This is a genomic window from Serratia sp. PL7 (genome assembly GCF_945957435.1).
Genome location: NZ_CAMFLB010000035.1, coordinates 64,813 through 79,089, shown reverse-complemented (window position 1 = coordinate 79,089; position 14,277 = coordinate 64,813). Strand labels below are relative to the sequence as shown.

The 14,277-nt window shown below is 34.4% G+C and carries 11 protein-coding genes; all 11 read left to right on the top strand.

Translation table 11 applies throughout. The features are described from left to right. On the top strand, positions 1-1,025 hold a 1,025-nt coding region (locus N6G83_RS49810; protein WP_260524242.1), incomplete at its 5' end, for a polysaccharide biosynthesis tyrosine autokinase. A gap of 115 nt (positions 1,026-1,140) precedes the next feature. Then, positions 1,141-2,055, top strand: a complete 915-nt coding sequence (locus N6G83_RS49805; protein ID WP_260524241.1) for a glycosyltransferase family 2 protein — start codon at positions 1,141-1,143, stop codon at positions 2,053-2,055. 69 nt (positions 2,056-2,124) lie between these two features. Next, positions 2,125-3,528: an undecaprenyl-phosphate glucose phosphotransferase gene (gene wcaJ, locus N6G83_RS49800; RefSeq protein ID WP_211136938.1), complete on the top strand. Its 1,404-nt coding sequence runs from the start codon at positions 2,125-2,127 to the stop codon at positions 3,526-3,528. An 822-nt stretch (positions 3,529-4,350) separates the two neighbouring features. Then, positions 4,351-5,457, top strand: coding sequence for a glycosyltransferase (locus N6G83_RS49795; RefSeq protein ID WP_260524240.1), 1,107 nt, complete (start codon positions 4,351-4,353; stop codon positions 5,455-5,457). 97 nt (positions 5,458-5,554) lie between these two features. After that, complete coding sequence (locus N6G83_RS49790) at positions 5,555-6,493, top strand: glycosyltransferase family 2 protein (protein ID WP_260524239.1); 939 nt, start codon at positions 5,555-5,557, stop codon at positions 6,491-6,493. A 45-nt stretch (positions 6,494-6,538) separates the two neighbouring features. Beyond that, positions 6,539-7,663, top strand: a complete 1,125-nt coding sequence (locus N6G83_RS49785; protein ID WP_211136962.1) for a glycosyltransferase — start codon at positions 6,539-6,541, stop codon at positions 7,661-7,663. A gap of 55 nt (positions 7,664-7,718) precedes the next feature. Further along, the gene (locus N6G83_RS49780; protein WP_260524238.1) at positions 7,719-8,951 is read left to right on the top strand and encodes a hypothetical protein; all 1,233 of its coding nucleotides are present in this window, start codon (positions 7,719-7,721) and stop codon (positions 8,949-8,951) included. A 59-nt stretch (positions 8,952-9,010) separates the two neighbouring features. Further along, positions 9,011-9,865: a glycosyltransferase family 2 protein gene (locus N6G83_RS49775; protein WP_260524237.1), complete on the top strand. Its 855-nt coding sequence runs from the start codon at positions 9,011-9,013 to the stop codon at positions 9,863-9,865. A 160-nt stretch (positions 9,866-10,025) separates the two neighbouring features. Next, a complete protein-coding gene (locus N6G83_RS49770; RefSeq protein WP_260524236.1) occupies positions 10,026-11,444 on the top strand; it encodes a lipopolysaccharide biosynthesis protein in 1,419 nt (472 codons plus the stop codon). 165 nt (positions 11,445-11,609) lie between these two features. Further along, the gene (locus tag N6G83_RS49765) at positions 11,610-12,665 is read left to right on the top strand and encodes a hypothetical protein (protein ID WP_211134779.1); all 1,056 of its coding nucleotides are present in this window, start codon (positions 11,610-11,612) and stop codon (positions 12,663-12,665) included. Positions 12,666-13,193: 528 nt separating this feature from the next. Further along, the gene (gene rfbB / locus N6G83_RS49760) at positions 13,194-14,276 is read left to right on the top strand and encodes a dTDP-glucose 4,6-dehydratase (protein WP_211134780.1); all 1,083 of its coding nucleotides are present in this window, start codon (positions 13,194-13,196) and stop codon (positions 14,274-14,276) included. The last annotated feature ends 1 nt before the right edge of the window (position 14,277 follow it).

Genomic DNA, 14,277 nt, shown 5'->3' with positions numbered 1-14,277 from the left:
AAGAAGTTTATATGCAACTCTTGAATAAACAGCAGGAGTTGAGCATTAATAAAGCCAGTACGGTAGGTAATGTTAGGATTATCGATCCAGCAGTAACTCAGCTAAAACCTGTAAAACCTAACAAATCTATGATTGTGCTACTCACAATGATTGTTGGCGGAGTTCTATCAACGGCGTTTGTTTTAATAAAGACAATGTTGCATAAAGGCATACAGAGTCCAGAACAATTGGAAGAGATCGGTATCAACGTTTATGCAAGCGTTCCTTTATCTGAATGGCAACAAAAGAGAGATCGTGAGTTACTAAGCCGCAATAAAAAGAATAACACTAGATCTACAGATTTATTAGCAGTAGGAAATCCAGCCGATTTAGCTATCGAAGCGATTAGAAGCTTACGGACAAGTTTGCATTTTGCAATGATGGAAGCAAAAAATAATGTGATAGCGATATCTGGAGCTAGCCCAGCGATAGGTAAAACCTTTATAAGTGCAAACTTGGGAGCCGTCATTGCACAGTCAGGCCAAAAGGTGCTCATTATTGATTGTGACATGCGTAAAGGTTATGCACATGAGTTGATGGGAACTCAGGCCGACAATGGATTATCAGATATTTTATCAGGACAGATTTCGGTTGAAAAAGCTATTCGGCCAACTAAAGTAGAAAATATGGATTTTATTTCGAGAGGGCAAATACCTCCAAATCCATCTGAATTACTAATGCATAGTAATTTTGAGACATTTATAGACTTCGCTTCTAAAAAATATGATCTAATCTTGCTCGATACTCCACCAATCCTAGCTGTAACTGATGCAGCCATTCTCAGTTGCCATGCAGGTACATCTTTATTAGTAGCTCGTTTCGAAGTAAATACACTTAAAGAAATTGAGGTAAGTATACGAAGATTTGAGCAGAACGGTACTGAAATTAAAGGCGTCATATTGAATGCGATCATAAAGCGAGCTGCAAGTTACTATGGTTATGGCAATTACAATTATTATGCATACGAATATAAATCGGATAAGTAAACATACCGAATAAAAGTTTAATAAAGCAAGGCTGTTATAATAAAAACCTTGCTTTATTATTAAAAGCATTGCTCTATTCTGGTCTTAAATTAAAAAGTTTATCGTGGATATAATAATGAAGGTGATTTTAATCGTTCCAACTTATAATGGTGGAGATTTATGGCGTCAGGTTAGTTCAGCCATATCGGAACAAAAAAATGACTGTGAGTGCATACTTACTGTTGATTCCTCAAGCGATGATGATACTAGAGAGACGAGTAGGGCCAACGGGTTTAAGATTGTAAAAATTGATAAAAGTGAATTTAATCATGGAGGAACAAGAAATCTTGCTATCAATACTACATGTGATATAGATATTGCAATATTTCTTACTCAAGACGCGATACCAGAAATTAATAGTTTGTCAAATATAATATCTGTATTTCAGAACTCTGATATTGCAGTAGCATATGGGCGACAATTACCACATGACGATGCTAATCCTATAGCTGCGCATGCCCGTTTGTTTAATTATGGATGTGAAAGTAATATTTTAGGATTAGAGGATAAACAAAAATATGGTATTAAGACTGTATTTTCATCAAATTCCTTTTCAGCATACCGTATCAGTGTTTTTAAAGAATTAGCTGGTTTTCCTTCAAATACGATCCTCAGTGAGGATATGTACTTTGCAGCAAAAGCTGTACTCGCCGGATATAAAATTGCTTATGTTGCTGAGTCGGCAGTTAAACACTCTCATAATTATACTCCTCTTGAAGAGTTTAAACGTTACTTCGATATAGGAGTGTTTCATCACGATGAAAAGTGGATTAGAGATACTTTTGGTGGGGCTGGAGGGGAGGGGAAGCGTTTCATAATCTCTGAGTTTACTACCCTTTTGAAGGAAAAGCCGAGTTGGATTCCTCGTGCATTTTTACATAATTCACTAAAAATTCTTGGTTACAAGCTTGGGCAAAATTATAAAATAATACCTAAAAAATTTATAAAAAAATTAAGTATGCACAAAAGGTATTGGGACAACCAAATATAACAGATTGATTATAATTCAGCTTGAAACACAGAATGTGTTAAAAAATAAAGAATAATTAGAGAGAGAAGCATGAATAGTTTACGTAGAAGTATGCTACAAACTAATGCCTCAATGATTTCTATCGCCCAACGAATTTCTGATACGTTAATTATGTTTGCAAGTATGATATTTGCAGGCCTTATGATGAAAGAGGGGATTACTGAGGCTCATAGCATTATGGCTTTAACTGCGCTAGTGGTTTTTCAGATGATTGGAGGTATTACAGACTTCTATCGTTCATGGCGTGGAATGAGTATCTATTTGGAAATACAGATTTTAATTAGAAATTGGACACTGAGTATTATTTTCTCAACAGGAATTCTTTCAGTCCTTACATCGATTTCAACTGGAGTGTATTTTTATTTTTTATGGTATGCAGTGTCAACAATTTTATTTATTTTTAGTAGAGTATTGATTCGTTCAATAATAAGACACTTGAGGAAGTTAGGTTACAATACACGTAATATAGTTATTGTTGGGGGGTGTCAATCAGGCGGACATCTAGCGGAGAGTATTAATAAAGCACCATGGTTAGGATTTAACATATTAGGTTACTATCTATCTAAGGATGAAAACCCTCCTGGTTATTATTCAAACATGCTGTATAGAGGAGACATCGATAACCTTATCAGCGACGCTAAGAAGGGACTTTTCGATAGGGTCTATATAGCTTTAAAAATGCAAGAAAGTAATTGTATTGAGTATATATTATCAGAGTTATCAGATGCGACTTGTACCGTTATGCTGGTACCCGATGTATTTACATATAATCTTCTGCAGTCGCATAGTGAAATAGTAAATGGAATTCCTGTTATTTCACTATTTGATTCACCAATGAGTGGAATCAATATGCTGATGAAGCGTGCTGAAGATATTATAGTATCACTTGCCATTTTAGCATTTATTTCCCCTGTGCTTTTTTTAATAGCTATACTTGTGAAATTAACTTCACCTGGACCAGTGATCTTTAAGCAAACAAGATACGGTATTGATGGTAAAGCCATTAAGGTTTGGAAGTTTAGAAGTATGACAGTCATGGAGAATGGTGACGAGGTTAAGCAGGCCAGGAAAGGTGATGCTCGACTTACACCCATTGGAGGTTTGTTGCGTCGTACATCGCTAGATGAGTTACCACAGTTTATTAATGTAATTTTAGGTGATATGTCGATTGTAGGACCAAGACCACATGCGGTAGCGCATAATGAGCAGTATAGGAAAATAATAAAAGGATATATGCTACGCCATAAAATGAAACCTGGAATTACTGGGTGGGCACAAATTAGTGGATGGCGTGGTGAGACTGACACATTAGAAAAAATGGAAAAAAGAGTTGAGTATGATCTGTTTTACATAAGAAATTGGAGCATATGGCTAGATTTTAAGATTATTATCTTGACTGTTTTTAAAGGGTTTGTAAATAAATCAGCGTATTAAATTTAGCTGTACAATGTTACCCGATAAAACTCAAGATGCAGTTTTTCAGCACCTAAAAGTTATCGTTAATTCGGGAGGTTAGCGAAAAAAATTTCTGTTGTAGTTATCCTGAAAAATAAAATTTGCATTTCGTAAATCGTTTTTTGCTGAAGAATTAACAGTTGTTCCGAGCATGTTCATTCATCATTTTCCCTGGTGCTTCAATCGCATTCTGATTCGACTGTACGGCGGCAGGGAATGCAACTCAATATTACTTGCATCTGCCCAGACCTTCGCAAAATCGGTTTTGTCATAACCCTCCCCATCTACAATTAGGCGGGTTCTTTGGCGATAGTTTGGGTATTTCGCTCTGATTTCAATGGGAAATAGGGAATACTTAACTCGTCGAATAGTCCTGAAAGACTGCACCACCATTATTTATTGACGCAGTCGCTGATCTATCAACGATCGTCTCATTAAGATGCCTTGCCAGAGCGATAATGACAGGGCTCCAGCCTTCGGAAGCAGAAGAACAGCATTAATAAGTTCACATACATGCTTGTCTCTACTAAAATCATGTAGACTTTTGAGTTCGATTTTTAAACTGCTGTGATAAAGATCTTTATGATAAAAATATGATCCTCAATGTGGACAAAATCATGCTTTTTAATGTTCATAGATATATATTATTACTATATATATTAAAAGAGTTCATACTTTGTTCCGTGAATGGATTCAAAAACTTGCTGATTACTTATAAGTTAATTTTAATTATATAGACTAAGGTTTTCACTCTTAACATCTTAAAAATTAAGCTAATAACCTACGGAGAAGTATAGAGTTATGAAAAAAGTAATATTCCTAACCTTTTATAGCAAAGATCAAACGGAAGGTATATGGAAAAAGATAGAAGCTCAAGTCAAGGCTATGAGGAATGTTGGCTGTAAAGTGGACTTTTTTTATATGGGGAATAGTTCTATCATTCATGATAATGGTACTGTCGAACAAAAAATATATTTTAATGGGAAGAGTAAGTATTTTTTTTACTACTTAATAGGACGGTATATTAAAAAAAATAATTTAAAATTTGACTTTGCTTATATAAGAAAGCCTCAGGGGGGATTATTTGTTATGATGTTGCCTTTTTTAATTAATAGAATTAATAAAGAAGCAAGGATTATTATGGAGGTTCCTACCTATCCGTATGAGAATGAAATAAAGGGTTTTCGATTGAAATTCTTGGAGCGTGTTTTCTCTTTAATGCTACCGTTTTTCAAACGTAGAATTGACACTGTAACTTATTTCGGTCAACCAACTGAAAAAATATGGGGAATTGAAGCTGTTCGGTTATCTAATGGAGTTGATGTTTCATCAATTAAATTGGCCGAAGAGAAAGTATCATCTGGCGATAATGAGTTATTTACAGTTGTCGGTGTCGCAAATCTTTCATTTTGGCATGGATATGACCGCTTAATTTTGGGGGTTAAAAACTATTGTGGGAAACGAACTGTAATATTTAAAATTGTCGGTGATCTTGAGCCAGAATTAACCAGGCTTACTAGCATAGTCAAAAAAGAGAATCTTTCAGATAAAATTTTTTTTCTTGGCCGTTTATCTGGGGATGAGCTAGATAATGTCTTTGCTAGTGCCGATGTTTGCGTCGATGCTTTAGGACGGCATCGTAGCGGTAATGACTATAATAGTTCTATTAAATCTAAAGAGTACTGTGCAAGAGGACTCCCATTTATTAAGAGTCATATCGATAGTGCTTTTGATGATAATGCTTTTATCTATCAAGTTCCATCTGATGATACTCCAGTAAATATCGAAGATATAATTAATTGGAGAAAATCACTCAATCCCGGATTCTCAATAGAAGAACGAAGATATGCAGAACTTGAACTAACATGGGAGAAACAGTTTCAGATTCTATTCAGTTCATTTGAGTGATTCAATATTCGAAAACATAGAGAGATATTAATTCAAATGTAGTGATTTTCTATTATCAAAATAGTATTTTATTAATCGTGATTGAGGTAAAGCACAAGTGGTTTATATAATAATATTAAATTGGAATGGGGCGACTGATACTATAAATTGTTTGAAAAGCTTGTTTGAAACCGAGCAGGTAAATCATAAAATAGTTATTTGCGATAATTACTCATCTGACTCATCTTATAACGAAATTAAAGAGTTTCTCATTCTATCATTACCAAGTAAATATAGATCTTTCGTAGAAATGAGCAGAGAGGATGCAGCGGTTTTAAGGAGTGATAATGATACAGGTGTTTATTTAATTAAAAATAATGCTAATTTAGGTTTCGCAGGAGGAAATAATGTTGGTGTGAAATTTGCTTTTAACCAAAAAGATATGGATTTTGTCTGGCTTTTAAATAATGATACAGAGGTATTGCCAAGTACATTATTTGAGTTACTGAAAAAATTTGGAGATAATAAGAGATTTGGAATCTGTGGTTCTAGGCTTGTTTATTTTTATGAGCGAGATAAAATCCAAGGGTTAGGAGGTACACTTAACCCCTGGCTATGTACAAGTAAACACTATGCGTGGCTTGAGCCTAGCAATACTATTTACAATGAATTAAATGTTGAGTCTGAGATAGACTATGTGCTAGGGGCTTCGATGATGCTGTCTCGTGATTTAATTGAGAAGGTTGGATATTTATGCGAAGATTATTTTCTTTATTTTGAGGAATTTGATCTTTGCAAAAGGGCGAGGAGCGAAGGATTTGATATTGGAGTTGCGTCAAAAAGTATCGTTTATCATAAAGAGGGAGCATCAACAAAAAGTGGGAAAAGTGATGTTGCGGATTATTTTTCTGTAAGAAATAGAATATTAATAACTAAAAAATTCTTCCCTCGATACATAATTACGGTAAAAATATCCATTTTGGGCGTAATTATAAATAGATTGATCCGCAAAGAATTTAAACGTGCCTTCAGGTATATGAAATTTATCTTCATGTAAACCATTGTAAATATATAGGTGCAAGCTATTTAAGTGAACATTATTATGAAAAAAAAGAAAATCGTAATATCTGGTGTGAATATGGTGGATAGCGGCATATTAACCATATTTAGAGAGGTTGTAACTACATTCTCTAAGAAAAGTAATGTCGATATAATTTGCTTGGTTAATAATAAAGAGTTGTTTGTTGATATTTATAATAATAATGTATCATTTGTTGAGTATAAAGGAATAAAATCAAGTTGGATTAAAAGACTATACTTTGAATTCGTTTATTCTTTTTTCTTAAGTATGAAATTAAAGCCTGATGCATGGGTTTGTCTCCACGATATATCTGCTAATATATACAATACGCATCAGTTTGTTTACTGTCATAATCCCTCACCGTTTTATAGTTCAAACTGGAAAGACTGGAGGATGGATAAGAAGTTCTTCTTGTTTACAATGTTTTATAAATATTTATATAGGATAAATATAAGAAAAAATAAAGCTATTATTGTTCAGCAAACGTGGATGGCAAATAGGTTCTCAGAATGGTTTGACGTTAATAATATTATCGTATCCAAACCGGAAGTGAAATTTAACTTGATATGCGGCAAGAAAAAAAACACTGGCGATGGTAGAGTCAGGCTTATATATCCAGCCGTACCTAGAGTTTTTAAAAATATGGAAGCATTAATTGATGCTTTTATATATATAAAAAATAACGCTAAAGACGTTTATAAAAAAACAGAAATACTTTTAACCTTTGATAGAGGTATGACACAATACGGTGATGAGATTATCAAATGTTGTGAAGAAAATGGTCTTGATAATATAAAGTTCATTGGGTATCAAAGTAAGGCAGATCTTAATGATAAATATTCAAGTGTGGTTGATGCCTTAATTTTCCCCTCAAAACTTGAGACATGGGGACTCCCAATTTCTGAAGCGAAGATGTATGGTTTACCTATAATTGCAATTAATATGGATTATGCAAAAGAGACCGTTGGAGATTATAGCGCGGTAACATTTTTTGATAGTAATTGTGAAAACTCGCTTGCAAACGTAATTATTAAATATGTAAGAAAAGATATTGTTTTTGAGGGGAATGCATCAGTTAAATCAAGTTGGCATGAGCTTTACAACTTTGATGAATTAGCTGAGTATATTATTAATAATGCGAAGTGAATACGTTAATCACAAGGAATTATTACTTTATTTCGATGTGGAATTTTTAAAGTTAATGGAGATGGAATTGGCTAGAAATATAAGTGCATTACCGCTGTCTTTCATTTTTGTTATTATATTTTCACTGCCATCAGTTTTTTTTGTTTGTTTAAATCAGGCATCTCTTGCTGGCGGACTGTTTGCAGTGAGTATTGTGGTTTTTATATATTCATTTCGGACCTTTATTATATTTCCTCATAGTGAGAAAAAAATTGCTCTATTTCTTATTTTATGCATTTTTATCTTGGTGCAGTCATCTTATTTTTTGATCGAAAAAAATTACAGTAAGCCACTTTATTCATTCCCGATTTTGTTATTTATTTTTGTAAGCGCAAGTTCTTTTTCAACAAAACTTGCAACTATAGATGATGAGGTAATTATTAAGGCTCTGGTTCAAAGTGCTTATCTTTTTATTTTTTGCGGCTGGGTAGCAATATTTTTTAAACTAAATATAGGCCCATACTCAGGCTTTAATAAACCTGTAATACCTTTTTCAGAAGAAAGTCATTATGCATTATGCGTAGGGTTTCTTGTTTGCATGGCGGGCTTTTTTGCTAATAATAAGCAAAAAGTCAATCTTTTTGCGAATATATTAGCCCAATCGGTTCTGTTTCCTAGTCTTACACTTGTTATATTTGCCTTCTTTGCTTTTTTCATTTTTTGGATGTCTAAAAATATTTTTCGGCTCTTGATTTTAGGAGCAATATTTGCATTGATAGTTATTTTGCTATCAAGTTATTACTCTGATTCAGTTGCAATGCAATATTTTTTATCTAGAGTTCAGTTAAATTCAGATAGTGATAACCTTACCACTTTGGTCTTTCTGCAAGGTGTAGATGATGCAGTAAGATCGTTCGTTAATACTAACGGGCTTGGGCTTGGTTTTCAAATGGCTGGAACTGATAAAGTAGGTCAATATGGATTGACGATAACTAAACTTACGGGCTCAGAATTAAATAGAACTGATGGCGGGTTTATTGCCTCAAAGTTAGTATCGGAGTTTGGTTTCTTAGGTGTGCTTTTGTTGCTTTTCTATGTAAAAATGATATTGACTTCAGTTCATAAGATAAAGAAACTGCCTAAAAATTATGGGGTTCAAGATGCTTTTACAGCACTAGGTGCTGTATGCATTGTTACCTTTAGTGTGGAGTTCTTTCTTCGTGGATATGGCTATTTTTCACCAGGAATTTTCATGTTGCTATCACTTTATGGCTGTTCTATAAAGAGAAAGAATATAGTATCTCATTGAATAAATAATAATTATCTTAGGCATGTTGCACTTTTTTCTATCCGGATATTTCCCTTATTGTGAATATCAATCAATTTGAAAGGTATGTTATGTTAGTTGTAAATTTAACAACAACCTCTACAAGGCTTGAACTATGTGGAGTTACGCTCTGGTCGCTGATTCATCAAAGTTGCTTACCAGATCGGATCGACCTTTGGATTTCAAAAGAGCCATTTATGTCAGACCAAGGGATTCACGAGTTACCTGAATGGCTAGATGAACTCAATGGAATAAATAGAATTATCAATGTTAGGTACGTAGAGAATACGGGCCCCTATAGAAAAATTTTCCCTGCACTTCAGTCTACGAATGATAGTGATATACATGTATATGCTGATGATGATGTTGTATATGGTCATAGTTGGTTAAAAAGCTTAACTGATTGTTTTCTACTAAATGAAGGGAAGTTTGTTGTTGCATCAAGAGTAAGAATTATGAGGAAGAATTTGTTTGGACATTATCAGAGCTATGACCGCTTTAACATATGTTTAAAACCTACGGTAGTAAAAAAAGATTTTGTTATAACAGGCGTTGGCGGTTGTATTTTGAAAAAAAGTCATATTGATCCTGCACTGCTGACTAATTCTGATTATCTTCAAATCGCTCCAAGAACTGATGATTTTTGGATAAGCAAATTATTAGAACTTTCTGGAACGTCAGTGATGATTTGTCCCGATGCCTTTGGGAGCGTTCAGGAAATTGTTCATACTAATTTCTCATTAAACCAGACTAATACACTAATGATCAAAGGTCGTGGTTTTTCCCGTTTATTAATGAAGATTAGAGTTAAAGTCCTAGGGTATTTTGGACTTTCATTGTCAAATAATGATTTTGCTAGGAAAAGGATAAGTAATTATTTTAGTAATAAAAAATGAGAAGGTACATCCCATGGGGTATAATAAAAGTTATATATTCATGGCGCTATTTAATGATGATTGTTTTTATTTTGGTGATTATCGCTGTTAAGTAAATTTTATCATGTACATATTTTTTGTGAGTGATTTATAATATTAAAAATCTGTTTAAGGGTGTAAAATGGGGTTGTTGCACAATGTTAAATGGGTTTCATTGTCACAAATAATCAAAATTATTTCTCAACTGTTGGGCTTAGTTGTTTTTTCTAGATATTTGAGTCCCAGTGAGTTCGGAATAATGTCAATGACACTCATCGTAGTGAATTTTATTAATATACTTAGAGATATGGGGTCTTCAGCCGCCATCATTCAAAAGGAATTACTTAGTGATAGTCTTAAGTGTAGTGTATTCTACTTAAATTTGAGCTTAGGGCTCTTTCTGTTTGTTATAAGCTATTTTTCATCTACAGCTGTTTCCGTGTTTTTTAATGAACCAGCTGTATCTAACACAATAAAAATGATATCCATTGCTATTCCTATTAACAGTATGACTGCGATACATTTAGCTCTCCTTGAACGAGAGTCTAAGTTTAATAAAACGGCGATCATAGAAATATCCGCTTCAATAATATCTCTTGCTATCGGGATCATATGTGCGATTAAGGGAGCCGGAGTTTATAGTTTAGTTGTACAGACGTTATTATATTCTTTTATTAGCTCCTGTGGTTTTTGGATGGTGTCGGGATGGGTTCCTAGAGCCAAATTCAGTCTGTCAGATATAAAATCTATATTTAAGTTTAGTTCTAGCTTGGTCGGTTTTAATTTTATCAACTATTTCTCTAGAAATTCAGATCAAATAATTATAGGGCGATCATTCAGCGCATCTATCTTGGGACAATATTCTCTAGCATATAGAGTTATGTTATTTCCAATTCAAAACATTACCTTTGTCTTAACTAGATCTTTGTATCCGATATTAAGTAGAATTCAGAAAAATTATATCGAATCAGTTTCGATATATTTAAAAACACTAAAAACAATTGCAATCATAATCCCGCCGCTGATGTTAGGTATTGCAGTTGTAAGCCGTGAATTAGTAGTTGTTGTTTTTGGTCCTCAATGGGTACATATATCAAGTATTCTTATTTGGTTAGCGCCAATAGCAATAATGCAGTCAATGGTAAGTACTACTGGTTCTGTTTTTATGGCTCAAGGTAAAACGGGTATTTTACTAAAAATCTCGATATATAATGCAATATTACAAATTAGTTCGTTTATCATCGGTGGGTTTTACAGCATAGATATTTTAATCAAGTTGTATCTTGTAGCCAATGTGCTTATGTTTTTCCCAAATATGATGCTTGCGATGAAAGTATTAAACGGAAGTGTATTCGCTCTTGTAGCCACAATAATAAAACCAATAATTGCAGCATTGCTAATGTCACTTGTTGTTATTTACTTCAGATCTTCAGTTGCTTACTTAGAGTTAAAACCAATAGCTCTACTAACTTTTAGTGTGCTTGTTGGTGTCGTGACTTACAGTTTCATGATGCTAGTCATTGAGCGTAAGTATATTGCAGGTTTTTTCAAAAATAGATAACATATCTTTAATGTAAATAAAGAAATATAAATCATAAATATAGTATATATAAAAAATCTTTTTTAATGCTTGTTATTTTTGTTGATGATGGTTTTATTAATCAGTTATGTACTTTTCATGTTTTTATATTAAAATTTAGTCATGGTTCATTCGTAGGATAGGTATATGGATAGAAGAACATTCATTTCTGCAGCAGTGTTTTCAAGTTGCTCAGTAAAAGCAGCCTCAAAAAATGTGTCAGATATGTGTGATATCCCTTGTGAAAGTAATGGTATAGATTTTTCTGGTGTTAAAGATAGTACTATTGCTCTACAAAATTTACTAGATAGTTCTGCATTAAGTGCTATTTCTGTTCCTAATGGGATTCAGAAAAAAAACATAAATTTGCATGGTGTAATACGGGTTTCTAGCCAGTTAGTTATAGATGCATCAAAAGTTAATATAACAGGCCCTGTAACTATTATATTCTCAAAACAAGGTAATTATAAAGGCTACGGAATATTTTTAAACCCTCAGGGTGAAAGAAACGCAGCATACACTAATTGTGTAGGCTCTTTATTTGACTCGGTAAATTTTTTCTCAGAAGAAAAAATAGATTTGATTTATGCATCTAATTCGGCAACGTCAGATAGTAATCCGTCGTGCCTTATAAATATTTCACAATGCAGATTTACGGGTTTTTCACGAGTTTTTTCCAATGGGCCTGGTGGTTGGGGGTGGTGCTGGGATAGGTGTGGCTTTGATCAGTGTGAGTTTCTTTTATTTATAACGAAACAGCAGGATACTTATGAGAGATTTTCATTCTCTTCCTGCACTTGGCAGAATGGAGGGATTGCATTTTATATAGATAATCCAGATGGAAAAGTATATTGGGAAAATGGTAGTTTTGACTACTGTGAGGCCATTGCCCATATTGTTAATGGGCATGTCAGTGTGAGTGGACATTTAGAGTTCCAAGGGAGAACTATCCCGGCTGTTACTTTATTAGGCAGAGGCTCTTCATTCGTATTTAATGGCGGTTCTATTTTTATAAGGAAAAACAAATTGAAATATACCATTTTTGAGCAATCTTTCGATAATCAAGTCGTGCTCAGAGATGTTAATTTTGTTTCAGATGGAATAAATCTTTCTGAAACGGTGATCTCTAATCGTGCTTATTTATCCAGTGGGATTAACTTCGGTAGTTCAGGGACTGAGACGATTCTTTCTAATGAAGTATAATTCGAAAATAATACCATATTAAGTACTTGCAACGGCTTTTAACTCAATGCTAAATTAAGATTGGATTGACTATTACGGCGTCAAAGCTTCAAAAAAATTAGATTTGTTAATTTTTATGTGGTCTTTAATTGGTATTTTAAATTAATTCTTAAGTGGGTTATAAAATATCATTTTCAACACAGGATGGAATAAATGCTTGCATATACTATTTAATTATCATCATTTTTATCTAGAATGACATTTATTTGGTTATTTAGGGTTTTTAATTTAATACCTAAGTTTTTTACATCGGGACTTATTTGTTTTCAGAGTAACTTTTAGTTTAGTAATTTAAATAACGGTTTTTTGGTTCGATTTTACCTCATGGCAATTAATTGATAAGTTATCGGTTTGTATATGTGCACAGCATTATTTGTATGCTAATAGATACCGAGACGATTGTCTGAAGATATATTCACTAACAGTATAGTTAAAAATACAATAAGACAGTCAATCTGCTATCCTATTGTGCTACCTATAGAGGGTTATATGAAAATTATAGTTACTGGTGGTGCTGGCTTTATTGGCTCAGCCGTTGCTCGCCATATTATTAGCCATACTCAGGACAACATATTGGTTTTAGATAGCCTGACATATGCCGGAAATCTAGAATCTCTAGGCATAATCGCTACCAGTGAGCGCTACAAATTTGAACATGTAGATATCTGCAATCGTCAGGAATTGGACCGTGTATTTGCCGAGTTCCAGCCTGATGCGGTTATGCACCTGGCCGCCGAAAGCCATGTTGATCGTTCAATTGATGGACCTGCTACATTTATCGAAACCAATATCGTGGGCACCTATATTCTTCTAGAAGCTGCGCGTCAGTACTGGCTAGCTTTGGATGACTCGGCTAAAAAAGCTTTCCGTTTCCATCATATCTCAACCGATGAGGTTTATGGCGATTTGCACGGGATGGAAGATCTGTTTACGGAAACCACGCCTTATGCGCCAAGTAGTCCTTACTCAGCCTCGAAAGCCTCAAGCGATCATCTTGTCAGAGCTTGGCTGCGTACCTATGGCTTACCGACTATTGTGACCAACTGTTCAAACAATTATGGTCCTTATCACTTCCCCGAAAAGTTGATACCGCTGACGATCCTTAATGCGCTGGAGGGTAAAGCTTTACCTGTATACGGTGATGGTGCTCAAGTTCGGGATTGGCTGTATGTGGAAGATCATGCACGGGCTTTGTACAAGGTTGTTTGTGAAGGTGCAATTGGGGAAACCTATAACATTGGTGGTCATAACGAACGTAAGAATATAGACGTGGTGCAGACCATCTGCCGGTTGCTGGACGAATTGGTCCCTAATAAGCCTGGCAATCTGCTCAAGTATGAAGATTTGATCACCTTTGTGACTGACCGCCCTGGCCACGACATGCGCTATGCGATTGATGCCTCGAAAATTGACCGTGAACTGGGTTGGAAACCGCAAGAAACCTTCGAAAGCGGCATTAGAAAAACGGTTGAGTGGTATTTGGCTAACCAAGCCTGGTGGAGTCGTGTTAAAGATGGTTCATATGCTGGTGAGCGTCTGGGTTTAAACCGTAAATCTAATTTAGGAATTTGAA